General features: G+C 70.9%; 20 protein-coding genes and 1 riboswitch. Of the genes, 13 read left to right on the top strand and 7 right to left on the bottom strand.

The window, feature by feature from the left end:
* Positions 1 to 45: 45 nt before the first annotated feature.
* The 4 genes from OG266_RS16945 (at position 46) to OG266_RS16930 (ending at position 4989) form a co-directional block, all read left to right on the top strand.
* Positions 46 to 900, top strand: a complete 855-nt coding sequence (locus tag OG266_RS16945; protein ID WP_266455658.1) for a bifunctional methylenetetrahydrofolate dehydrogenase/methenyltetrahydrofolate cyclohydrolase — start codon at positions 46 to 48, stop codon at positions 898 to 900.
* Positions 890 to 1573 (top strand): DUF3017 domain-containing protein, encoded by a 684-nt coding sequence (locus OG266_RS16940; protein WP_371546579.1) that lies wholly within the window; start codon positions 890 to 892, stop codon positions 1571 to 1573. Before OG266_RS16945 ends, OG266_RS16940 begins: the two co-directional genes overlap by 11 nt.
* Before the next feature lie 681 nt (positions 1574 to 2254).
* Positions 2255 to 3538, top strand: coding sequence for an XRE family transcriptional regulator (locus OG266_RS16935; protein WP_371546577.1), 1284 nt, complete (start codon positions 2255 to 2257; stop codon positions 3536 to 3538).
* Positions 3539 to 3999: 461 nt separating this feature from the next.
* A complete protein-coding gene (locus tag OG266_RS16930) occupies positions 4000 to 4989 on the top strand; it encodes a malate dehydrogenase (RefSeq protein ID WP_266455649.1) in 990 nt (329 codons plus the stop codon).
* Between the two features lie 84 nt (positions 4990 to 5073).
* Here OG266_RS16930 and OG266_RS16925 read toward each other — a convergent pair whose 3' ends face one another.
* Positions 5074 to 5943: a GNAT family N-acetyltransferase gene (locus tag OG266_RS16925; protein WP_371546575.1), complete on the bottom strand. Its 870-nt coding sequence runs from the start codon at positions 5941 to 5943 to the stop codon at positions 5074 to 5076.
* A gap of 238 nt (positions 5944 to 6181) precedes the next feature.
* On the opposite strand from OG266_RS16925, the gene OG266_RS16920 reads away from it, so the two are divergent.
* The 5 genes from OG266_RS16920 (at position 6182) to OG266_RS16900 (ending at position 13594) form a co-directional block, all read left to right on the top strand.
* On the top strand, positions 6182 to 7702 hold the full coding sequence (locus OG266_RS16920) for an aldehyde dehydrogenase family protein (protein WP_371546573.1): 1521 nt from the start codon (positions 6182 to 6184) through the stop codon (positions 7700 to 7702).
* 103 nt (positions 7703 to 7805) lie between these two features.
* Positions 7806 to 9338, top strand: a complete 1533-nt coding sequence (locus OG266_RS16915) for a GMC family oxidoreductase (protein WP_266455640.1) — start codon at positions 7806 to 7808, stop codon at positions 9336 to 9338.
* A complete protein-coding gene (locus OG266_RS16910; RefSeq protein ID WP_371546570.1) occupies positions 9335 to 10630 on the top strand; it encodes a glycine betaine/L-proline ABC transporter ATP-binding protein in 1296 nt (431 codons plus the stop codon). The genes OG266_RS16915 and OG266_RS16910 overlap by 4 nt, the downstream gene beginning before the upstream one ends.
* The gene (locus OG266_RS16905) at positions 10630 to 12585 is read left to right on the top strand and encodes an ABC transporter permease (RefSeq protein WP_371546568.1); all 1956 of its coding nucleotides are present in this window, start codon (positions 10630 to 10632) and stop codon (positions 12583 to 12585) included. The genes OG266_RS16910 and OG266_RS16905 overlap by 1 nt, the downstream gene beginning before the upstream one ends.
* Positions 12586 to 12655: 70 nt before the next feature.
* Positions 12656 to 13594, top strand: a complete 939-nt coding sequence (locus OG266_RS16900) for an ABC transporter substrate-binding protein (protein ID WP_371546567.1) — start codon at positions 12656 to 12658, stop codon at positions 13592 to 13594.
* Positions 13595 to 13771: 177 nt separating this feature from the next.
* Here OG266_RS16900 and OG266_RS16895 read toward each other — a convergent pair whose 3' ends face one another.
* A complete protein-coding gene (locus OG266_RS16895; protein WP_371552823.1) occupies positions 13772 to 14485 on the bottom strand; it encodes an isocitrate lyase/phosphoenolpyruvate mutase family protein in 714 nt (237 codons plus the stop codon).
* 38 nt (positions 14486 to 14523) lie between these two features.
* A complete protein-coding gene (locus OG266_RS16890; RefSeq protein WP_371546565.1) occupies positions 14524 to 15054 on the bottom strand; it encodes a carboxymuconolactone decarboxylase family protein in 531 nt (176 codons plus the stop codon).
* Between the two features lie 47 nt (positions 15055 to 15101).
* Between OG266_RS16890 and OG266_RS16885 the strand changes: the two genes are divergently transcribed.
* On the top strand, positions 15102 to 16499 hold the full coding sequence (locus OG266_RS16885; protein ID WP_371546563.1) for a PLP-dependent aminotransferase family protein: 1398 nt from the start codon (positions 15102 to 15104) through the stop codon (positions 16497 to 16499).
* Between the two features lie 165 nt (positions 16500 to 16664).
* Here the strand turns inward: OG266_RS16885 and OG266_RS16880 are convergent, their stop codons facing one another.
* A complete protein-coding gene (locus OG266_RS16880) occupies positions 16665 to 17522 on the bottom strand; it encodes a hypothetical protein (protein WP_371552821.1) in 858 nt (285 codons plus the stop codon).
* A gap of 142 nt (positions 17523 to 17664) precedes the next feature.
* Between OG266_RS16880 and OG266_RS16875 the strand changes: the two genes are divergently transcribed.
* On the top strand, positions 17665 to 18015 hold the full coding sequence (locus OG266_RS16875; RefSeq protein WP_371546561.1) for a hypothetical protein: 351 nt from the start codon (positions 17665 to 17667) through the stop codon (positions 18013 to 18015).
* 31 nt (positions 18016 to 18046) lie between these two features.
* Positions 18047 to 19243, top strand: coding sequence for a glutathionylspermidine synthase family protein (locus tag OG266_RS16870; protein ID WP_371546560.1), 1197 nt, complete (start codon positions 18047 to 18049; stop codon positions 19241 to 19243).
* 6 nt (positions 19244 to 19249) lie between these two features.
* Here the strand turns inward: OG266_RS16870 and rocD are convergent, their stop codons facing one another.
* Positions 19250 to 20464, bottom strand: coding sequence for an ornithine--oxo-acid transaminase (gene rocD / locus OG266_RS16865; RefSeq protein WP_371546558.1), 1215 nt, complete (start codon positions 20462 to 20464; stop codon positions 19250 to 19252).
* A 114-nt stretch (positions 20465 to 20578) separates the two neighbouring features.
* Positions 20579 to 20665: riboswitch (ZMP/ZTP riboswitch) on the top strand.
* 41 nt (positions 20666 to 20706) lie between these two features.
* Between rocD and OG266_RS16860 the strand changes: the two genes are divergently transcribed.
* Positions 20707 to 22155: a glycine hydroxymethyltransferase gene (locus OG266_RS16860; protein WP_371546556.1), complete on the top strand. Its 1449-nt coding sequence runs from the start codon at positions 20707 to 20709 to the stop codon at positions 22153 to 22155.
* Positions 22156 to 22230: 75 nt separating this feature from the next.
* Here the strand turns inward: OG266_RS16860 and OG266_RS16855 are convergent, their stop codons facing one another.
* Both OG266_RS16855 and OG266_RS16850 read right to left on the bottom strand, forming a co-directional pair.
* Positions 22231 to 22959 carry a hypothetical protein gene (locus OG266_RS16855; protein ID WP_371546555.1) on the bottom strand — a complete coding sequence of 243 codons (729 nt, stop codon included), beginning with the start codon at positions 22957 to 22959 and terminating at the stop codon, positions 22231 to 22233.
* Positions 22960 to 23260: 301 nt separating this feature from the next.
* Positions 23261 to 24148, bottom strand: a complete 888-nt coding sequence (locus OG266_RS16850; protein ID WP_371546553.1) for a hypothetical protein — start codon at positions 24146 to 24148, stop codon at positions 23261 to 23263.
* Positions 24149 to 24217: the final 69 nt, after the last annotated feature.

Raw genomic sequence — 24217 nt, 5'->3', positions numbered from 1 at the left:
GCGCCCGATTGGAACCAGGTACCGGTCATCCGGGAGGATGGGGTCATGACCGCCCAGATTCTCGATGGCAAGGCCACCGCAGCCGCGATCAAGTCCGACCTGACCGCCCGCGTGGCGGTCCTGAAGGAGAAGGGCGTGGTGCCCGGCCTGGGGACCGTCCTGGTCGGGGACGACCCCGGCAGCCAGAAGTACGTCGCCGGCAAGCACCGCGACTGCGCGCAGGTGGGCATCGCCTCCATCCAGCGCGAACTGCCCGCCACCGCCACGCAGGAGGAGATCGAGGCGGTGGTACGGGAGTTGAACGAGGACCCCGCCTGCACGGGGTACATCGTCCAGTTGCCGCTCCCCAAGGGCATCGACGAGAACCGCATCCTGGAGCTGATGGACCCGGACAAGGACGCGGACGGGCTGCACCCGATGAACCTCGGCCGCCTCGTGCTGAACGAGCCGGCCCCGCTGCCCTGCACGCCCAACGGTGTCCTCACGCTCCTGCGCCAGTACGGAGTCGAGATCAAGGGCGCCGAAGTGGTGGTCGTCGGCCGTGGCGTGACCATCGGGCGCCCGATGCCGCTCCTGCTCACGCGGCGCAGCGAGAACGCGACGGTCACCCAGTGCCACACCGGCACCCGTGACCTCGCCTCCCACCTCAGGCGCGCCGACATCATCGTCGCCGCCGCGGGCTCCGCGCACCTCGTCCGGCCCGAGGACGTGAAGCCGGGCGCGGCCGTTCTCGACGTCGGCGTCTCACGCGGCTCCGACGGCAAGATCGTCGGCGATGTCCACCCGGGCGTGGCCGAGGTCGCCGCCTGGATCTCCCCGAACCCCGGCGGCGTCGGCCCGATGACCCGTGCCCAGCTGCTCGTCAACGTGGTGGAAGCGGCGGAGCGCAGTGTCGGCTGACGGCAACTCCGGGAAGACCGAAAGCAAGACCGACGGCAAGACCGACGAGCCCGCCGGAGAGCCGGTCGTCGTGCGGAACGCGCTGAGCAACGGCGCGCAGCCCGTCGTACGGGATGTGTCCGGCAACGGCGCCGAGCCGGCCGTACGGGACACACCGGGCGTCAACGGCCAGTCGTCGGCGGTCCGCGCCGGCGAAGAGCCCGGCGGGCCCGACGCGGAGGGTGACGCCGACGAGCCGGTCGTCGTCGACCCGGTGAGCGCACCCGATGCCGAAGGGAACGCTCGCCGCACCACTCGGCGCTTCCCGAAGTTCACGCGGGACACCGCGCGGCCCGAGGGCGGCGGCCGGGCGGCGCCCAGGGACGCCCCGGCGCCCGCGCGCCAGTGGCCGATCCTCGCCGTGCTCGCGTTGGTCGGGCTCGGCCTGCTGCTGACCGCCTTCGACGTGTTCCGCTACGGCACGATCCTGATCGGCGCCGCGCTGCTGATGGGCGGCGTGCTGCGCTGGACACTGCCCGACGTGGGCATGCTCGCGGTCCGCTCCCGCTTCACTGACCTGGTCACGTACGGCGTGCTCGGCACGGCCATCGTGCTGCTCGCGATGATGGCGCAGCCCGATCCGTGGCTGGAGATCCCGTTCCTGGACGACACCCTGCACTTCACCGTCCGCTGAGGGGACCCCGGGTTCCCAGGCTTCTCCCGCAGCCGACATGACGCGGCCCGTCCCCTCCCCCGAGCAAGGACGGGCCGCGGTCGGGCGGGTGTTCCGCCCGGAGACAACATTTGTGCACGGGAACAGGCTGTTCAATATCTGTCAGTTCGCTGTGGCACGGAAGTGACCGTTCCGCTACGGTGTCCGCGCCATGCAACGGAGACCGCGCCCGGCGGGCCTCCGCCGAAGCGGAATTCCATCAACTCCCGTCGAGGGAAGGGTAGTTCGTGACCCTCGGGTGAGCTGACCGCTCCCGGGGCGCGTGAGGTCACTCCCGTGTTCCGGATGTGTCGATGTCTTGACAAGTTCAAGGATTTACTCCGATCCAGCTCAACAGTCGAGTTAACGTGGCCAATCAGGACGGTCCGGGACGTCCTGTGCGCAAGCCAGGAGTTCGACCGGTCGTACAACAATGCCGATGGGACACTGGACCGCAGCCAATGGGCGTGCAACGGTGCATGCCTCCGCCCGAATGCTCCCGTGCGCCCCCATCCCGGGAACTGAGATCCTTACCGAGCGCATCCCTGTGGGTAGCCAGAACGGGGACTCGGCGAAGGGGCGCCGTGCGCGGGGGAACAGTGAGTCACGTACGGGGGAAGAGACCAGTCGCGTACGGGGTGAAGGAAGTAGGGGGGAGAAGCAATGCCTCGTTGGAGGGCCTTGCCGGATGAACTCGATCCGCAGGTCAGAGAGTTCGCCAGCCAGCTGCGCCGGCTCGTCGACCGCAGCGGCCTGAGCATCGCCGCCGTGGCCGACCGCACCGGCTACAGCAAGACGTCCTGGGAGCGTTACCTCAACGGCCGGCTCCTCGCGCCCAAGGGTGCGATCGTCGCCCTGGCCGAGGTGACCGGCACCAATCCCATGCATCTGACAACCATGTGGGAGCTCGCCGAGCGTGCCTGGAGCCGTTCGGAGATGCGCCACGACATGACCATGGAAGCGATCCGGATCTCCCAGGCGCGCGCCGCGCTCGGCGAGTTCGGGGCGCCCCCGGCGAACGGGAGCGGCGGCAAACAGGCCCGCAAAGGCGGCAGCGCCACCGTGACACCGGGGGTCGCCGGTCCTGCGGGGGTGTCACCGACGGTGCCGCCGCAGCCGTCGGCCGCTGACGCGGAGGACTCGTCGGGCGGAGGTTCCTCGCGCGGAGCTTCGCCGCACGCCGCTTCGTCGCAGGGGACCTGGTCGCGCGAGGCACCTTCGTACGGGGGTGGCTCGTCCGGGGGTGGCTCGTCCGGTGGGGCCGGGCGGGGCGGCGGGTGGGGGGTCGTCGCCACGCCGTCCTCCGGCGGGGCCGGGCAGTTCGGGCCGACGGGTCCGTCCGGTCCGTCCAGTCCTGTGGGAGTTGCCAGTTCTGCCGGTTCTGCCGGTGCGGCCGGGGGTCCGCCCCGGGATGCCCGGCCTTCCGGCGGGGGCGGGGGTTCGCCCGACGGGGCGCGGCGCAAGCGGCGGCTCACCATGTTCCTCGCGGGGGTCGTCGGCGCGCTCGTCGTGGTCGCTGCGGCCGTGTACCTCACCAGGGGCGATGACACGAAGGACGAGAGCAAGCCCGAGACGCCCACGACCTCTGTGGCCGCTCCCGATCCCGAGCTGCCGGCCGGAGTGAACTGCTCCGGCGCGGACTGCACGGGCAAGGACCCGGAGAACATGGGCTGCGGCGGCGAACTGGCGACGACCGCCACCAGCGTCACCGTCGGCACGACCCTCGTCGAGGTCCGCTACAGCGAGACCTGCGCCGCAGCCTGGGCCCGCATCACCCAGGCCGCCGTGGGCGACACGGTCGAGGTGTCCTCCGGCACCGCGGCCAAGCAGACCGGGTCGGTCGACGCGGACACCGACGCCTACACCCCGATGGTGGCCGTGAAGGACGCCGGCGATGCGAAGGCGTGCGCGACGCTGGCGTCGGGCGAGACAGGCTGCACGCAGTAGGGGAGGGGTTCCAGCCCGTCCGGCGTTTGAGGACGAGCGCGCAGCGCGAAAAGGGGGGTCTGGGGGCGCAGCCCCCAGGTACGGGACGGGTAGGGGCGGAGGGGGCGGAAAAAACCTCCCCCCACCCTGGAATGCCCGCCCGCATCCGGGGCAGACGCACGTTACCCCCACGGGATCCGGAACATCCGGTACCCCATCGGCGGCCGCCGAGCCCACTCTCCCGAGCCCGGCGGCCGCCTCCCACCCCCATCTGTGGGCTGGGCCACACGGACCCGGACACCGGGGCTCCCGGATGCGCGATAGCCTGACGGCGGATCTCTCTTGACGCCAAGAGATCGATCATCGGTACCCCTGATCGATCAAAGCGATCGGTACCCCTGACCGGTCGGTGGCGGACGCAGGGGAGCTCCTGCACCCCGGGGCAGGGACGCCCCACCGCCAGCTGTCATACGGAGAACGCCATGACCCGCACTCCCGTGAACGTCACCGTCACCGGCGCGGCCGGCCAGATCGGTTACGCCCTGCTCTTCCGCATCGCCTCCGGCCAGCTGCTCGGCGCGGACGTGCCGGTCAAGCTGCGCCTCCTGGAGATCACACCGGCGCTGAAGGCCGCCGAGGGCACCGCAATGGAGCTCGACGACTGCGCCTTCCCGCTCCTTCAGAGCATCGACATCACGGACGACCCGAACGTCGCCTTCGCCGGCACCAACGTCGGCCTGCTCGTCGGCGCCCGCCCCCGCACCAAGGGCATGGAGCGCGGCGACCTGCTGTCCGCCAACGGCGGCATCTTCAAGCCGCAGGGCAAGGCCATCAACGACAACGCCGCCGACGACGTCAAGATCCTCGTCGTGGGCAACCCGGCGAACACCAACGCGCTCATCGCGCAGGCCTCCGCCCCCGACGTACCGGCCGAGCGCTTCACCGCGATGACCCGCCTGGACCACAACCGCGCGCTCACGCAGCTCGCGAAGAAGACGGGTTCGACGGTCGCCGACATCAAGCGCCTGACCATCTGGGGCAACCACTCGGCCACCCAGTACCCCGACATCTTCCACGCCACGGTCGCCGGCAAGAACGCCGCCGAGGTCGTGAGCGACGAGAAGTGGCTCGCCGAGGACTTCATCCCGACGGTCGCCAAGCGCGGCGCCGCCATCATCGAGGCCCGCGGCTCCTCGTCGGCCGCCTCCGCCGCCAACGCCGCCATCGACCACGTCCACACCTGGGTCAACGGCACCGCGGACGGCGACTGGACCTCCATGGGCATCCCGTCCGACGGCTCCTACGGCGTCCCGGAGGGCCTCATCTCCTCCTTCCCCGTCACCACGAAGGACGGCTCGTACGAGATCGTCCAGGGCCTGGACATCAACGAGTTCTCCCGCGCCCGCATCGACGCGTCGGTCCAGGAACTGGCAGAAGAGCGCGAGGCGGTCCGCGCCCTCGGCCTGATCTGAGTTCCTTGCTTCTCCTGATCCCCGGGCGGCTTCGGCCGCCCGGGGATCAGTGCGTTCCGCCCCGAGGACCGGCTGAACGACCGGCTACCGCAGCCGCTTCTCGAACCAGTGGGCCGCGTACACGTTGTCGTCGTAGCGCGGGATCTCCGTGTAGCCGCATGCCCGGTACATCGCCTGTGCCTCCGTGAGTACGGCATGGGTGTCGAGCCGCACGAGTTCGTGGCCGCGCGCGACGGCCTGGTGCTCGAGGACGTCGAGGATCCGTCGGGCGAGCCCGAGCCGTCGGGCGGTGGGACGGACCCACACATGCCGGATCTCGCCCACGCCGGGTTCGAGTCCGCGCAGCGCCCCGCACCCCACGGGTCGCCCTTCCTCGTACGCGACGACGAACGCGCCCCGGTCCCCGGACACTTCGTGAGGCCGTACGAGGGCGGCGGGATCGAAGCCTTCCGGGAACCGTCCGTCGATGTCGGCGGCGTACGCGGCGAGGCAGTCGCGGGCGTCGCGTGAGGCGCCGTCGACGGTCTCGACGGTGATCCCGGCCAGCCGCAGCAGGCGTTCGGCGACGGCGACGGCGGCGGTGAGTTCGCCGCGCTGCCGCTCGTCGAGGCCGCCGAGCAGTCCTTCGGCGAGCTTGTCGGCCCGCCGGTTCTGCTCCTTCACCTCGGTCCGACCGGCCGGCGTGAGTTCCGCGAACCGCAGCCGGCTGTCGTCGGCGTGCACACTCACCCGCAGGAGCCCCTGCGCCTCCAGGGCCCGCACCATCCGGCTCAAGTACCCGGCGTCCAGGCCGAGTCGACTCCTCAGCTCCCTGAGCGAGGCTCCGTCCCCGATCTCGAACAGCAGCCTCGCCTCGCCGAGCGGCCGGTCCTGCCCGAGGTAGTGATCGTCGAGCACTCCGATGCGCCGGGTGAAGTAGCGGTTGAAACGCCGCAGCGCACGCACGTCGTCCATTGACACTGTCTCCATATTTCTTTGACTTTAGTCAAAGAAATAGTTCACGTCTACTGGTCGGTTCGCACCCATATCCCATGGTTTTTCAGTGACACGGCGCACTTTCGGTCACGGATTGTGCATGCACCCGGGGTCGGAGGGCAGGTGCTCACGGTCCCCGGGAGCGACACGCGTGTGACGCATGGGCACGCGTGGGCCCGCAGGGGCACGGAAACAGGAACGGAAGGCAACAGCGAACATGGCCGGACAGCAGGCAGAACAGGCACCGCGGACCATTCACGTGGGCGGGGAGTGGCTCGCCGCCGTCTCGCGCGCCACCCGCGAGATCGTCGACCCCGCGGATGCCAAGCCGTTCGCCGTGGTCGCGGAGGGTGACGAGCGGGACACGGACGCGGCCGTCGCGGCGGCACGCCGAGCCTTCGACGAGGGCCCGTGGCGCCAGGCGCCCACCGCCGAGCGCGCCGCCCTGCTGCGCCGCGTCGCCGATCTCCTCGTACGCGACCGCGAGGAACTCGGGCTGCTGGAGAGCCGCGACGCGGGCAAGACCCTCGAAGAGGGGCGCGTGGACATCGACTGTGTCGCCGACGCCTTCCGGTACTTCGCCGATCTCGTGGTCGGGGAGGGCGGCGGGCGCGTCGTCGACGCGGGCTCCGACGACATCCACAGCGTCGTCGTGCACGAGCCCGTCGGCGTCTGCGCGCTGATCACACCCTGGAACTACCCGCTGCTCCAGGCCAGTTGGAAGATCGCTCCCGCTCTCGCGGCCGGCAACACCTTCGTCGTCAAGCCGAGCGAGATCACCCCGCTGACCACGATCGCCCTGATCCGGCTGCTCGCCGAGGCCGGGCTGCCCGCCGGTGTCGCCAACATCGTCACCGGGCCCGGACACACCGTCGGCGCCCGGCTCGCCGAGCATCCCGGCGTCGACCTCGTCTCCTTCACCGGCGGTCTCGTCAGCGGCACGAAGGTCGCGCAGGCCGCCGCCGTGACGGTGAAGAAGGTCGCGCTGGAACTCGGCGGCAAGAACCCCAACGTCGTCTTCGCCGACGCCTGCGAGACGGAGGAGGGGTTCGACACCGCCGTCGACCAGGCCCTCAACGCCGCCTTCATCCACAGCGGTCAGGTGTGCTCGGCAGGCTCCCGCCTCATCGTCGAGGAGTCCGTGCGCGAGCGCTTCGTCGCCGAACTCGCCCGCAGGGCAGGCGCCGTCCGGCTCGGGCGCGGCACCGAGGACGGTGTCGAGTGCGGCCCGCTCGTCTCCGAGCAGCAGCGCGACAAGACGGAGGCGTACGTCGCCTCGGCACTCGCGGAGGGCGCGGTGCTGCGAGCCGGGGGCAGGCGCCCCGAGCCGTCCGGGACCAGGCCCGCCACCGGGTACTTCTACGAGCCGACCGTCCTCGACCAGTGCCACCGCGAGATGCGGGTCGTGCGCGAGGAGGTCTTCGGGCCCGTCCTGACCGTGGAGACCTTCCGCACGGAGGACGAGGCCGTCGCGCTCGCCAACGACACCGAGTACGGACTCGCGGGCGCCGTCTGGACCGCCGACGCGGGCCGCGCCCGCCGCGTCGCCGGACGGCTGCGGCACGGCACCGTCTGGATCAACGACTTCCACCCCTATCTCCCGCAGGCGGAGTGGGGCGGCTTCGGCAAGAGCGGTGTCGGGCGGGAGTTGGGGCCCGCCGGTCTCGCCGAGTACCGCGAGACCAAGCACGTCTACCAGAACCTCGCGCCGAAGCCCGTGCGCTGGTTCGCGGGCTGACCCGCAACTCCCGTAGCCCCACCCTGCTGACCCCCAACTCCCGTATGCCCCACACCGCTGCCCCCAACTGCCGCAAGCCCCCCACACTTTGGAGCACCGCCCCATGCCCGAAAACAGCCATACCTACGACTACGTCGTCATCGGCGGCGGCACCGCGGGCTCCGTCATCGCCTCCCGCCTCACCGAGGACCCCGACGTCACCGTCGCCGTCATCGAAGGCGGCCCCAGCGATGTCGGCCGCGACGACGTCCTCACCCTGCGCCGGTGGATGGGCCTGCTCGGCGGGGAGTTGGACTACGACTACCCGACGACCTCGCAGCCGCGCGGCAACTCCTTCATCCGGCACAGCCGCGCCCGGGTGCTCGGCGGCTGCTCCTCGCACAACACGCTGATCGCGTTCAAGCCGCTGCCGTCCGACTGGGACGAGTGGGAGGCGGCGGGCGCCAAGGGCTGGGGCGCGGTGCCGATGGAGGCGTACTTCGCGCGGCTCCTCAACAACATCGTCCCGGTCGACGAGAAGGACCGGAACGCCATCGCCCGCGACTTCGTCGACGCCGCACAGACCGCGCTCGGCGTGCCGCGCGTCGACGGTTTCAACAAGAAGCCGTTCACCGAGGGCGTCGGCTTCTTCGACCTCGCGTACCACCCCGAGAACAACAAGCGGTCGAGCGCGTCGGTGGCGTATCTGCACCCGGTGATGGACGAGCGGCCCAACCTGACGCTGCTACTTGAGACTTGGGCGTACAAGCTGGAGCTGGAGGGCACGCGTGCGACCGGCGTGCATGTGCGCACGAAGGACGGCGAGGAGATCCTCGTACGGGCTCAGCGCGAAGTCCTGCTGTGTGCGGGCGCCGTGGACTCGCCGCGGCTGCTGCTGCACTCCGGGATCGGGCCCGCGCCGGACCTGGAGCGGCTCGGCATTCCCGTCGTGCACGACCTGCCCGGCGTCGGCGAGAACCTGCTCGACCACCCCGAGTCCGTGATCGTCTGGGAGACGAACGGGCCCATCCCCGAGAACTCCGCGATGGACTCCGACGCCGGCCTGTTCGTGCGCCGGGACCCCGAACACGCGGGCCCCGACCTGATGTTCCACTTCTACCAAATCCCGTTCACGGACAACCCGGAGCGGCTGGGCTACCAGCGCCCGGAGCACGGCGTCTCCATGACCCCCAACATCCCCAAGCCACGCAGCCGCGGCCGGCTGTACCTGGAGAGCGCAGACCCGGCGGTCAAGCCCGCCCTCGACTTCCGGTACTTCACGGACGAGGACGACTACGACGGCCGCACCCTCGTCGACGGCATCAAGATCGCCCGCGAGATCGCCAAGTCCGAACCGCTCGCCGGCTGGCTCAAGCGCGAGGTGTGCCCGGGTCCTGAGGTCACGGACGACGAGGAGCTCAGCGCCTACGCACGGCAGGTGGCGCACACCGTGTACCACCCGGCGGGCACCTGCCGGATGGGCGCCGCCTCGGACGAACTCGCCGTCGTAGACCCCGAGTTGCGCATCCGCGGCCTCGACGGCATCCGGATCGCCGACGCGTCCGTCTTCCCGACGATGCCCGCCGTGAACCCGATGATCGGGGTGCTCATGGTCGGGGAGAAGTGCGCCGAGCTGATCGGGGGTGAGGTGCGATGAGTACGACGCCCCAGACGGTGACGCCGGTCTTCTCCGTACGCAACCTGTGGAAGGTCTTCGGCCCGAAGGCCGACCGCGTCCCCGCGGACCCCGGACTTGCCGCGCTCACACCCGCCGAACTGCGGTCCCGCACCGGCTGCACGGCCGCCGTCCACGACGTCAGCTTCGATGTGCACAAGGGCGAGGTCTTCGTCGTCATGGGCCTGTCCGGCTCGGGCAAGTCCACACTCGTGCGCTGTCTGACCCGGCTCATCGAGCCGACGTCCGGCGCGCTCGCCATCGACGGCGAGGACGTCCTCGCCATGGACGGGGCCCGGCTGCGCGAACTGCGCCGCCACCGCGCCGCGATGGTCTTCCAGCACTTCGGCCTGCTGCCGCACCGCTCGGTCCTCGACAACGTCGCGTACGGCCTGGAGATCCAGGGGATGTCCAAGGCGGCGAGGCGGGAGCGGGCGCGGGAGATCGTCGCCAAGGTCGGCCTCGAAGGCATGGAACAGCGGCGGCCCGCACAGCTCTCCGGCGGTCAGCAGCAGCGCGTAGGGCTCGCCCGGGCACTCGCCGCCGACCCCGAAGTCCTGCTGTTCGACGAGCCGTTCAGCGCGCTCGACCCGCTGATCCGGCGCGACATGCAGGAGGAGGTCATCCGGCTCCACCGCGAGGAGGGCCGCACGATGGTCTTCATCACCCACGACCTGAACGAGGCCCTGCGCCTGGGCGACCGCATCGCCCTGATGCGCGACGGCCGGATCGTGCAGCTCGGCACCCCGGAGGAGATCGTCGGCTCGCCCGCCGACGACTACGTGCGTGAGTTCGTACGGGACGTTCCGCGCGAGCAGGTGATGACGGTGCGGTCGGCCATGCGGGCGGCGTCCGCCGAGGAGGCTGGCGGCCGGGGTCCGGCCGTGGCGCCGGGCGCGACCGTCTCGGAGGCGATCGAGGCGGTGGCGCGGGCGGGCGCTCCCGCACGGGTGATGGAGCGGGGGCGGTGTGTCGGGGTGGTGGACTCGCCCTCGCTGCTCGGGGTGGTGGCCGGGGTGTCCCCGAACGGCGGGGACGGCGGCAATGGCAGCGACGTCGGCCATGGCAGCGACGGCGGCAACAGCGGTGCCGATGGGAGCCGCGGCTTCGATGCCGACGAACGCTTGGACGGCTTCGGTGCCGACCAAGGCTCGGACGGCTTTGGTGCCGACCAACGCCCGGACGGCTTCGGTGCCGGCGAACGCTCGGACAGTTTCGGTGTCGGCGAACGCCAGGACAGCTTCGGTGCCGTCCCCGGTGAGGAGGTGGCCTGATGGTCGCCGTCACCGCACCCGCCGGCCATACAGGACCGGCCGACCGGGCCAGAGGCCTCCTCCGCCACCGAGCCGCAGGCAAACTCCTGCTGCTCGCCCTGGCGGCAGCCGTCTTCGTTCCCGTCCTCAACTCCCACTGGGCGAGCGGCACTTGGCCCCACGCCCTCACCGTCGACCTCACCGAACCCCTCGGCAGGGCCAGCGACTGGATCATCGACAACCGGGACAGCCACCCGCTGTTCCTCTACTTCTTCGGGTACGTCAGCAACGGCGTCACCCTCGCCGTACGCGTCGTCTACCTGGTGCTGCTCGGCGCCGGCTGGGCCGGTGTGACGGCCGCGGCGGCGTTGGTCGCCTGGCGAACGGCGGGCGTGCGTCCGGCGCTCGGTACGGCCGCCGCGTTCAGCGCCTGCGGCCTGCTCGGTATGTGGGTGCCCACCATGCAGACGCTGGCGCTCATGGTGGTCGCCGTGCTCGCGTCCGTCGCGCTCGGCGCGCTGCTCGGCCTCGCGGCAGGGCTGTCCGACCGTACGTACCGCGCGCTGCGACCGGTTCTCGACACCATGCAGGTACTCCCGGCGTTCGCGTACCTCCTCCCGGTCGTCCTGATCTTCGGCATCGGAGTCCCGGCCGCCGTCCTCGCGACCGTCGTGTACGCGGCGCCGCCCATGGCCCGCCTCACCGCGCTCGGCCTGCGTGACGCCGACGGAGGTGTCATGGAAGCGGTCGCCTCACTCGGCGCCACGGCCCGCCAGCGCCTCCTCACCGCCCGCCTCCCACTCGCCCGCAAGGAACTCCTCCTCGGCCTCAACCAGACGATCATGATGGCGCTGTCCATGGCCGTCATCGCCTCCGTGATCGGCGCGGGCGGCCTCGGCGACCGCGTCTACCAGGCCCTCGCCTCCGTCGACGTGGGCGCCGCGCTCGCGGCCGGAGTCCCGATCGTGCTGCTCGCGGTCGTGCTGGACCGGGTGACGGGAGCGGCGGGGGAGCGGCTGGGGGAATCCGACGGGAGCCTCCTGCACTGGGGTTACTCCGCCGTCGCGGCCCTCGCCGTCGTGGTCGCCGGACGCCTCACGGGCCGCCTCGACTGGCCCGACGCCTGGACCGTGCCCATCGCCGAGCCCGTGAACCGGGCCGTCGACTGGATGACCGACCACCTCTACTCGGGCGTCCCGTACATCGGCGGAACGGCCGACTGGGCGGCCCACTTCACGACCTGGATCCTCAACCCCCTCCGGGACGGCCTGCAATGGCTGCCCTGGTGGTCCGTCCTGCTGATCGTCGCCGCGCTCGCCTGGCTGATGGGCACCTGGCGCACGGCACTCACCGCGGTCCTCGCGATGGCCGCGATCGGCGTACTCGGCGTCTGGAAGCCGTCGCTCGACACGCTGTCGCAGGTGCTCGCGGCGGTCGCCGTGACCCTCGTCCTCGGCCTCGCCACCGGCATCGCGGCGGCGCGCAGCGAGCGCGTCGAACGCCTGCTGAGGCCGGTGCTCGACGTCTTCCAGACGATGCCGCAGTTCGTGTACCTGATCCCGGTGGTGGCGCTGTTCGGCGTGGGCCGGGCGCCCGCGGTGGCGGCGGCCGTCGTGTACGCGCTGCCCGCCGTCGTCCGCATCACCACGCAGGGACTGCGCGCCGTCGACCCCGCCGCACTGGAGTCGGCCCGCTCGCTCGGCGCCACCAGTGGGCAGCAACTGCGCCAGGTCCAGCTGCCGTTGGCCCGCCCGGCGCTGCTCCTCGCCGTCAACCAGGGCGTCGTACTCGTCCTCGCCGTCGTCATCATCGGCGGTCTGGTCGGCGGCGGCGCGCTCGGCTACGACGTCGTATTCGGCCTCGCACAGGGCGACTTGGCGACCGGCCTGGTCGCCGGCACCGCGATCGTCTGCCTCGGCCTGATGCTCGACCGGGTCACGCAGCCGACGGAACGCCGTGCCAAGAAGGGAGCGTGACATGTCTCGTACGCGGATGACGTGTTGTAAGCGAATGAGGTCTCGTACGCGATTGAAGTCTCGTACGCGGATGACAGCCGGCCTGGCGGTACTGGTCCTGGCGACGGGCTGCGGCGCCGCCGACATGACCAAGCAGGCCTCGCCCTTCGCCAACGCGCAGGGCGCGAAGACCGTGACCCTCTCCGTGCAGTCGTGGGTCGGCGCGCAGGCCAACGTGGCCGTGGCGCAGTACCTGCTCGAACACGAGCTGGGCTACCGCGTCGACACCGTCCAGGTCGACGAGGTCCCCGCGTGGGACGCGCTCAGCCAGGGCCGGGTCGACGCGATCCTGGAGGACTGGGGCCACCCCGACCAGGAGAAGCGGTACGTCGAGGACAAGAAGACGATCACTCCCGGCGGCGGGCTCGGGGTGACCGGGCACATCGGCTGGTACGTCCCCACGTACTTCGCCAAGCAGCACCCGGACGTCACCGACTGGAAGAACCTGAACAAGTACGCCGATCAGCTCCGCACGGCGGAGAGCGGCGGCAAGGGCCAACTCCTCGACGGCTCCCCGTCGTACGTCACGAACGACAAGGCACTCGTCGACAACCTGAACCTCGACTACCAGGTCGTGTTCGCCGGTTCCGAAGCGGCCCAGATCACGCAGATCCAGCAGTTCGCGAAGGAGCACAAGCCCTTCCTCACGTACTGGTACGCCCCGCAGTGGCTCTTCAAGAAGGTCCCCATGACCGAGGTGAAACTCCCGGCATACAGGGACGGCTGCGACGCCGACACCACAAAGGTCGCCTGCGCCTATCCCCACACCTCCCTCCAGAAATACCTCAACACCGACTTCGCCCACTCCGGCGGCAAGGCGGCAGCCTTCCTCAAGAACTTCAACTGGACAACCGAGGACCAGAACGAGGTATCCCTGCTGATCGCCAACGACAAGCTGTCGGCCCAGGAGGCGGCGAAGAGGTGGGTGGGGTCCCACGAGGCGACGTGGAGGACGTGGCTGCCGTCGTAACTGCACTGCCTTAGCTGTGGGCATGCGTGCCGCTCTACACCCGCCCCCGCTGTGGGCATGCGTGCCGCTAGGGGCGGCACGGGTGGGCACAGCGGCACCCTGCAAGCGCAGGCAAGCGCACCCACCCCGACCCCAGCCCCCACGCCGGGCGCCCCGCAGGAAGGCGCCCGGCAAGCACTACCCCAACCCCGCGACAACCCCGCGCAACGCATCGACAGAGCACCGCAGCAACCCAGGCCCGAACGTAACCCGCGTAGCCCCGAGTCCGCCCAATTCCCTCACCGAGCCCCCCTCAGGCCGCCCGAGAAAATTGACCGGCCCCAGAATCCCCGCCCGCAACAGCGGAACCACCTCCACCGGAGCCCCGATCGGATACACACAGTCCGCCCCGGCCCCCACGTACAACCCGGCCCGCTCAATAGCCGCCCCCGGATCCGCGACCCCCCGTACAAACGTGTCGATCCGAGCGTTGACGAACAGCTCCCCACCCGCCACGTCCCGCACCTCCGCAAGCCAATCGGCATGCCGAGAGGGCTCCTTGAGCACACCCCCGGCGGAGTCCTCGAGGTTGCAGCCGACCGCCCCGGTCTCGAGGAGCCGCTCCACCAGCTCCGCGGGCGCGATCCCGTACCCGTCCTCGACATCCGCGGACACGGGCACATCGACGGCCCGTACGATCCGCGCGACCGCCGCGAACATCTCGTCCGCCGGCGTCTCCCCGTCCTCGTACCCGAGCGACGCGGCGACCCCGGCGCTGGGAGTGGCGAGCGCCGGGAACCCGGCGTCCGCGAACACCCGCGCGCTGGCGGCGTCCCAGGGCCCGGGGAGAACCAGGGGATCGCCGGGCAGGCGGCTGTGATGCAACGCGCGGAAAACCTCGACCTTGCTCACAACCGATGCCTCTACCTCGCTGACAACCGATACCTCACTCACAACTGGTACCTCGCTCCCGACTTGTACTGCCCCGCCTCGTAGTGCCCCGGCACCAGCCGGCACGCCACCCCGAACCGGTTCCACGCGTTGATCACCGTGATCGCGGCGATCAGCTGAGCCAGCTCCCCCTCCTCGAAGAGCCCGGCGGCACGCTCGTACACCGCGTCCGGCACGAACCCGTCCGTCAGGACAGTCACCGCCTCGGTCAGTGCGATCGCCGCGAGCTCCTTCTCGGTGTAGAAGTGCGGCGACTCCTCCCACGCGCTGAGCTGCACGATCCGCTCGACGCTCTCACCCGCCGCGAGCGCGTCCTTGGTGTGCATGTCCAGGCAGAACGCGCAGTGGTTGAGCTGCGAGGCGCGGATCTTCACGAGCTCCAGGAGGACGGGGTCCAGCCCCTGCCGGGCCGCCGCGTCGAGCCTGACCATGGCCTTGTAGACATCGGGGGCGAGCTTGGCCCAGGGGAGACGGGCGCTGGGCTCGGGGGCGTACGCCGTGGGTTTCGTCGTCATGGTCTTCGTCGTCATGGTGAGGACCCTACGAGCGGAGTAGCCCAGGGGTATGGTCCATTCCCATGGCAAAAGCATGGGCCAATTTGGGGGTCGACCTGCATGTCGAGCCGACCGGGCCCGGCGTCCGCAGAGGTCTGACGGACGCCCTGCGCGAGGCGGTCCGCAGCGGCAGACTCGCCCCCGGAACCCGCCTCCCCTCCTCCCGTTCGCTCGCCGCCGACCTGGGCATCGCCCGCAACACGGTCGCCGACGCGTACGCCGGTCTCGTCGCCGAGGGCTGGCTCACCGCACGCCAGGGCTCGGGCACCCGCGTCGCGGAACGGACGCTGCCGCAACCGGCGCCCGCGTCGGCCGGGGCGCCCCGCACCCGCGAGCCGGGGCGCCCCGCGTACGACCTGATCCCCGGCAGCCCCGACCTCGCCTCCTTCCCGCGCACCGAGTGGCTCAAGGCAGCCCGCCGTGCCCTGACCCGCGCGCCGCACGACGCCCTCGGCTACGGCGACGCGCGCGGCCGCCCCGAACTGCGCACCGCCCTCGCGGGCTACCTCTCCCGTGCCCGAGGCGTACGGGCCGATGCGGACCGCATCGTTGTCTGCTCCGGTTTCTCGGACGCCCTGACGCTGCTCGGCGCGGTGCTGCGGCGGCGCGGTCTGCGTTCGCTCGCCGTGGAGTCGTACGGCCTCGACGTGCACTGGAACCTGCTGCACCGCTCGGGCCTGCGCACCGTCCCCCTGCCCTTCGACGAACTCGGCACCCGCACGGACGACTTGACGGGCGTACGGGCCATGCTGCTGACCCCCGCGCACCAGTTCCCCATGGGAGTGCCCCTCCACCCCGACCGCCGGGCCGCCGTGGTGGACTGGGCCCGCCGCACCGGAGGCCTGATCCTGGAGGACGACTACGACGGCGAGTTCCGCTACGACCGCCAGCCGGTCGGCGCCCTGCAAGGCCTCGACCCCGACCACGTGGTCTACCTCGGTACCGCCAGCAAGTCCCTCGCCCCAGGCCTCCGCCTGGGCTGGCTGGTCCTGCCGCCGTCGCTCGCGGGCGAGGTCACGGCGCTGAAGGACGGCGGCGGTTGGTCCTCCGGCGTCCTGGACCAACTGACCCTCGCGGAGTTCATCACCTCCGGCGCTTACGACCGCCACGTCCGCGCCGCCCGCCTCCGCTACCGCCGTCGCCGCGACGCACTTGTCTCCTCCCTCGCCACCCGCGCCCCCGCAGTCCGGGCCACCGGCATCGCGGCAGGCCTGCACGCCGTCCTCCAACTCCCGCCCGGCACGGAGCAGTCGGTCCTACGCGCGGCGGCGTGGCAGGGCCTGGCCGTCCACGGCCTGTCCCGCTACCGCCACGCGGCCGCGGTCACCGAACCGCTCGACGCACTGGTGGTGGGTTACGGCACGCCACCGGACCATGCGTGGTCGGGGGCGTTGGAGGCGTTGTGCGGGGCACTGGGGTAGGGAGTTCTCGCCCCCTCCGCCCCTACCCGTCCCATCCTTCCGGGGCTCCGCCCCGTCTCAGCCCGTCCGGCGTTTGAGGACGAGCGCGTCAGCGCGATACGGGGGTCTGGGGGCGGAGCCCCCAGGAAGCAAGGGACGGGTAGGGGCGGAGGGGGCGAAAAAACACTACGCACCCCCCTCCGGCGCCTCCCCGAACCGCGCCAGCGCCAACGCCCCAACCACCGCTACTGCGAACCCAAGAACGGCCAGCCACTCCAACCCCTCCCGCGTACGATCCCCCAGCCACACCACCCCCACCACCGCGGGCCCGATGGTCTCCCCAACGACCATCCCGGCAGTGGCCACGGTCACCGACCCCCGCTGCAAGGCGGACGTGAGAAGAAGAAACGCCGCACCCCCACCGACGAAAAGCGCGTACGTCGCCGGATTGCGAAGCAGGGACCCGACCGCAAGGTCGTCGACAAGCCGCACCGCCACCTCAACCACCCCGAACCCGAACCCGGCCCCGAGCCCCAGGACGAGCGCCCGCCCCCGCTCGGGCAAGCGCCCACCCGCCGCCCCCAGCAGCAGCACGCCCACCGCGGTCCCCAACATCGCGTACTTCAGCGCGATGGATCCCGCCCGGTCCCCCTCGGCCCCCGACGCCAGCCCCAACATGGCGAGCCCCGCACACACCACCCCCACCGCACCCCACTCGACCCGGCTCAGCCGCACGTGCAGCAGCCGCGCCGCGACCACCGCCGTCACCGCCAGGCTCGCGGCGAGCGCCGCCCCCACCGCGTAGATGGGCAGCGACCGCAGCGCCACGATCTGGAGCAGAAACCCGACCCCGTCGAGCGCGAGCCCCACGAGATACCGCCACTGCCGCACCGCCCGCAGCAGCAGCGCGGCATCCGCACCGGCCCCGCCGCCGCCCGTCCCGCCGCCCGTCTCGCCACCGGCGGACGCCGCCTCCCGCGCGGCCATCGCCTGCAGCACCGTCGCCGTACCGAAGCAGACCGCCGCACCGAGGGCGCAGATCATTCCAAAGAGCACGAAGCGACTGTAAGTGTCCGCGGGGGAGGGTTTACCCAAGGGGGTCAATGGACGGCCACCGAAGTCGATCTTTAATCTGGTCGCTGAAGAGCTGAGCAGGACATCTGAGCAGGACAACGGGGGCACGGACATGGCGGATTCACGACGGCAACTGCGCTCGGGCACGGTCGTGCTCGGCGGTATGGGACTCCTCGCGGTGGCACTGACCGCCTGCTCCACGGACCCCGACAAGCGCTGCGTCGACCGCGACAGCTACACCGCCACCAAGGGCTACGAGGTCGTAGCCGACAAGAACTGCAAGACCACCACCTCCGTCAACGGCAGCTACTACTACGGCGGCAAGAAGAAGAGCGGCTGGGTCAAGGGCGGCTCCTTCACCAAGTCGGGCTCGGGGAGCGGTTCGAGCAGCGGCGGCAGCGGCGTCGACCGGGGCGGCCTCGGAAGTGACAGCGGCAGCGGCAAGGGCAGCTCCGGCGGCTGAGCGACACGGATCCCGATCGAAGACGTACGCCATGGAACGCCGAACCATCGAGCCCCGCGACGGCTGGCAGCAGACCGTCGAGGAACAAGGCCTGATCTACCCGCTCACCCGCTACCCCGACGACTCCCTGCGCCCCTACTGGGACGAGAGCGCGTACTACGTCTTCTCGCTCCCCGAGGTCGAGGCGCTGGAGGAGGTCGTTGAGGAACTGCACCGCATGTGCCTGGTCGCGGCCGAGCACATCGTCGAGCGGGACCGCTTCGCCGACCTCGGCATCACCGACCCGCGCGTCGCGGGAGCGGTCGCCGAAGCCTGGCACCGCCGAGCCGAACTCCCCTCCGTCTACGGCCGCTTCGACCTCCGCTACGACGGCACGGGCCCCGCCAAGCTCCTGGAGTACAACGCCGACACCCCGACGTCGCTCGTCGAGGCGGCCAGCCCCCAGTGGTTCTGGATGGAGGACCGGTTCCCGGGCGCCGACCAGTGGAACTCCCTCCACGAACGCCTCGTCGCCGCCTGGAAGAAGCACGCCGCCCTCCTCCCGCCGGGCAGCCCCCTCCACTTCGCCCACTCCGCCGCCGACGAACTCGGCGAGGACCTCATGACGGTCGCCTATCTCAAGGAGACCGCCGAGCAGGCCGGACTCGACACGGACTGGATCTCGGTGGAGGAGATCGGCTGGGACCCCCTCTCCGGCCGCTTCGTCGACAACCAACTCCGTTTCATCCGCAGCTGCTTCAAGCTCTACCCCTGGGAATGGCTCACCACCGACCGCTTCGCCGACCACGTCCTGGACACCCTCGACAACGGCGGCGGCACGGGTACCACGCTGTGGATCGAGCCCGCCTGGAAGATGCTCCTCTCCAACAAGGCACTCCTCGCCATCCTCTGGGAGCTCTACCCGGGACACCCCAACCTCCTCCCCTCCTACCTCGACGGCCCCCGCGAACTGGCGACGACGACGGGCTACGTCGCCAAGCCCCTCCTCGGCCGCGAGGGCGCGGGCGTGACGGTCCACCAGCCCGGCGCCTCGCCCGTTGCCTCACCCGTCGCCCGTGAAGAGCCCTGCTGCTACCAGGAGTTGGCCCCTCTCCCTTCCTTCGACGGCAACCGTGTCGTCCTGGGCGCCTGGGTCGTCGAGGACGAGTCGGCCGGCCTCGGCATCCGCGAGTCCTCCGGCCTGATCACGGACGAATACGCCCGCTTCCTGCCCCACGTGATCCTTTAGCCGGATTTAGGCCCCCAGTACCGCGCGGAGCTGGGCGAGCCCCCAGTCCAGGTCCTCCTTGCTGATGACCAGGGGTGGGGCGATCCGAATGGTGGCCCCGTGGGTGTCCTTGACCAGAACACCCCGGTCCATCAGCTTCTCGGAGATCTCCCGGCCCGTGCCGTACGCCGGGGCGATGTCGACGCCCGCCCACAGCCCGCGCCCGCGCACCTGTGTCACATGGCCCGTGCCCGTCAACAGCCCCAGCTCGCGGTGCAGATGATCGCCCAGCTCGGCGGCCCGCCGCTGGTACTCGCCCGACCGCAGCATCGCGATCACCTCAAGCGCCACCGCACAGGCCAGCGGATTCCCCCCGAACGTCGACCCGTGCTCACCGGGCCGGAACACCCCGAGCACCTCGGCCGAGGACACCACCGCGGACACCGGGACGACCCCGCCCCCGAGCGCCTTGCCCAGCACATACACATCGGGCACGACCCCCTCGTGCTCACAGGCGAAGGTCCGGCCTGTCCGCCCGAGGCCCGACTGGATCTCGTCCGCGATGAACAGCACGTTCCGCTCACGCGTCACCTCCCGCACCCCCTGGAGGTATCCCTCCGGCGGCACCAGCACCCCCGCCTCCCCCTGGATCGGCTCAAGGAGCACCGCGACCGTCTCCTCGGTGACCGCCTCCCGCAGCGCCGCCAGATCCCCGTACGGCACGATGTCGAAGCCCGGCGTGTACGGGCCGAAGTCCGCCCGGGCCTCCGCGTCCGTGGAGAAGCTGATGATCGTCGTCGTACGGCCGTGGAAGTTGTCGCTCGCCACGACGATCCTCGCCGCCCCGTCCGGAACCCCCTTGACCCGGTACCCCCACTTCCGGGCCGTCTTCACGGCCGTCTCCACCGCCTCCGCGCCCGTGTTCATCGGCAGCACCATCTCCATGCCGCACAGCTCCGCCAGCTGCGCGCAGAACTCGGCGAACCGGTCGTGATGGAACGCCCGCGAAGTCAGCGTCACCCGCTCCAGCTGTGCTCTCGCCGCGTCGAGCAGCCGCCGGTTGCCATGTCCGAAATTCAGCGCCGAGTATCCGGCGAGCAGGTCGAGGAAGCGGCGCCCCTCGACATCCGTCATCCACGCCCCGTCCGCCGTCGCCACGACGACCGGCAGGGGGTGGTAGTTGTGCGCACTGTGCGCGTCGGCCGCGGCGATGTACGCCCGCGTGGTCTCCGTAGTACTCACGGGGTCTCCGTTTCCTACAGCACAGGGGAATGGGGGCCGACTGGTGGCCTATTCCTATCGTCGCTCGCATGGTGGACCAGGGCCCCCTGTGATCCGGCGCGCCCGGTAGGCTGACCGGCGAGCCGTGACTGGCGCGCTGGGATGGGACCGACCATCGGGGAGCGGCTCGGATTATGAGTGCCGTGCGCCTGGGCCGAACCGTGAATCGTGAACGCAAAACGCCACGCCGTCCGGAGGCCGACATGCCAGAGCAGCCCCTTTCCACCGAGTCCACCGCCTTCCGCAGCGCCCTTGACGTGATCCGTGCTGTGGAGCCCCGCGTCGCCGACGCCATCGGCCAGGAAATCGCCGACCAGCGCGACATGCTCAAACTGATCGCCTCCGAGAACTACGCCTCCCCGGCCACCCTCCTGGCCATGGGCAACTGGTTCAGCGACAAGTACGCCGAGGGCACCGTGGGCCGCCGCTTCTACGCCGGCTGTCGCAACGTCGACACCGTCGAGGCCCTCGCCGCCGAGCACGCGCGCGAACTCTTCGGCGCCGAGCACGCCTACGCCCAGCCGCACTCCGGCATCGACGCCAACCTCGTCGCCTTCTGGGCCGTCCTCGCCCAGCGCGTCGAGGCCCCCGCCCTGGAGCGGGCCGGCGTCCGCAACGTCAACGACCTCACCGACGCCGACTGGGCCCAGCTCCGCCGCGACCTGGGCAACCAGCGCATGCTCGGCATGTCCCTGGACGCCGGTGGCCACCTCACCCACGGCTTCCGTCCGAACATCTCCGGCAAGATGTTCGACCAGCGCTCCTACGGCACCGACCACGCCACCGGCCTCATCGACTACGAGGCCCTGCGCACCTCCGCCCGTGAGTTCAAGCCCCTGATCATCGTCGCCGGCTACTCCGCCTACCCCCGCCTGGTGAACTTCCGCATCATGCGGGAGATCGCGGACGAGGTCGGCGCCACGCTGATGGTCGACATGGCCCACTTCGCCGGCCTCGTCGCAGGCAAGGTCCTCACCGGCGACTTCGACCCGGTCCCGCACGCCCAGATCGTCACCACCACCACACACAAGTCACTGCGCGGCCCGCGCGGCGGCATGGTGCTGTGCGACGAGACCCTCGCCGAGCAGGTCGACCGCGGCTGCCCGATGGTCCTCGGTGGCCCCCTTCCGCATGTCATGGCCGCCAAGGCCGTCGCACTCGCCGAGGCCCGCCGCCCCGAGTTCCGCGACTACGCCCAGGCCGTCGTCGACAACGCCCGCGCCCTCGCCGAGGGCCTGATGCGTCGTGGCGCCACCCTGGTCACCGGCGGCACCGACAACCACCTGAACCTGATCGACGTCGCCTCCTCCTACGGCCTCACCGGCCGTCAGGCCGAGACCGCCCTCCTCGACTCGGGCATCGTCACCAACCGCAACGCCATCCCCGCCGACCCCAACGGCGCCTGGTACACCTCCGGTATCCGCATCGGCACGCCCGCGCTCACCACCCGTGGTCTGGGCACGACCGAGATGGATGAGATCGCGGGCCTGATCGACCGCGTCCTGACCGCAGCCGAGGCCGGCACCACCGCCAAGGGCAAGCCGTCCAAGGCCCAGCACATCCTGGACCCGAAGATCTCCGACGAGATCTCCCACCGGGCCACCGACCTGCTCACCGGCTTCCCGCTCTACCCGGAGATCGACCTCGGCTGACCTCGCGCCCGGGGCTGGTCATCAGAGGGTCCGCGAGCCTCGCAGGTCTCACAACACTCACAGGTCTCGCGAGCCTCACAAGTCGATCAGCTCCTGTCGCGGCCCCGGCTCCCGCTCCTCGCGCCGACGGGCCGGTGACAGCCGACGTGCCATCCCCGGGAGAATCGGCCGCAGCACCAACGCCAGCACCGCTCCGGCCGCCGCTCCCGGTATCGCCCACCACCAGTCGGTACCGTCGCCCGTCGTCGCGGCGGCCGTAGTGCGGGACTGCTGGGCGGGAGCGGGCGAGGCTGAGGCGTCCTCCGTCATCTGCCACGGCGCCGGATAGTCGGCGGCCCCGGATCCCTCGCCCGCCGGCTTGCCGAGCACTCCGAGTTTCTTGAACAGAGTGCGCACCTCGTCCGGTTGCCCGGCCTTGTGCCAGAAGCCGTTCATGGACTTCGGCACGTTGGTCGCCGTGTGTATCCAGACGTCTCCGCCCCCTGCCGTGTCCGGATACACGCGGTCGACCCGCCAAGGCGACACGTCATGGACCAGCCACGTGACATTGATCTGACGGCCGCTGCCCACACCCAGCCCAGGCGGCTCCTCGGGTGTGCCTCTGCCCGGCTCGCCGAGCAGGCTCTGCAACTCCCCGTACTCCTTGTCCGAGTAGTACAGCGCCGCGCTCTCCTCGCTCTCCGGCGAGACCACCAGCACACTCGTCGGGCCGCCTGCCGTCGCAGCCGGCGCACTCAGCAGCACCACGGCAACGGCCATCGCCAACGCTCCCGGCGCCGCGACCAGTTCACGAATCCTGCGCATCCGAACCCCCAACCAGCCAGTCGAGCAATGTGCGGCCGCCCGCACGCCGCGTGTCACTTCTGGTACACCGCTCGACCCGCCGGGGTTCCCATTCCGCCCGGACCAGTTCCTCGACTAGGACCTGTCCGGCCGATCCCGGCGGAGACGCGGGGTGTGGCACGCACATCTGCGGCGTTGTCGTCGGTCACCGACGCTCCGCGTCGACTCCCTCCTCCGCCTTGCAGCTGCACGCACCACACCCCGCTCACCGGCACCATCAAGGCACCGCGGCTTCCCTCCACCGTGATCGGCCGGACAGGTCCTAATTCCCGGACCGGTTGACGGACTTGGCGATCTCCACCGCCCGCGACCTGGACGTGACGCCCTCCAGACGAAGGGTCGTGTCACCCCCGTGCATCCAGAGCAGAGTCGGTCCGGCGGTCCGCTGGGAGCGGGTGAACCGGTCGCCGTGCTCGTCCACCAGCCAGAGCTCCAGGAGATGGGGCCGGGGGAACCACAGCGCCTGATTCGCGTAGTCCGTGCTCGCGCCCAGGGGCACATACTCCGGCTGCTCCCGCACCATCTTGGTGAACATCGGGTCGAGTTGGGCCGCGAACTCGTCAAGCCGGACCGTGTGCCCCTGCTCGCGCCAGCACAGGGTCACCAGGAATCGCCCCTTCGGCTCACGCGTCACCATCACCGCCCCCGGCGTCCCCAGGGCAGGGGGCACGAGTGGTGCGAAGCCCGCACGCCGCCCGGCCTCGGCGAGTGTCAGCGAGGTGCCGTCGCAGCCGGGCACCTCGGCTCCGGGGGAGGGCACCGCCGAAGGGTCGTACCGCACCTCGACCCCGCCGAAGCCGAACCAGTCCGTGACCGCGGCGCGCACCGGAGGCGTGAGCACGAGGACCGTGAGCAGACCGCACAGCCCCGCGGTCAGCGCGCGCCAGCGCACCCGCGCCCAGCGGCGCACCCCACGGAGCCGCTCGCCGCGCCCCGGAGGCTCGGCGACCGGGACCGGGACCGGCACCCGCTCGGCGAGTATCTGCTCCAGCACCCGCTCGACCATCGACTCGCTCCCGGCCACCCCCGGCTCGTCCAGCGAGCGCCCGAGCGCCCGCAGCTCATCGGGCAGCCGCGAGACACCCTCACGCCCACGCCGATCCCGGTCACCGGAGGACCCCGCGCCCCCGGGCTCGTACGGCTCACTCATGCTCATCACCTCCTTCCCGGGACTCCTGACGATCCCGAGACCTCTCACCTTCCCGCGACTCCACACGCC

This window comes from Streptomyces sp. NBC_00554, assembly GCF_041431135.1.
Lineage (GTDB): Bacteria > Actinomycetota > Actinomycetes > Streptomycetales > Streptomycetaceae > Streptomyces.
The sequence above is the reverse complement of the archived record's forward strand: the minus strand, read 5'-3'. Positions and strand labels throughout refer to the sequence as shown.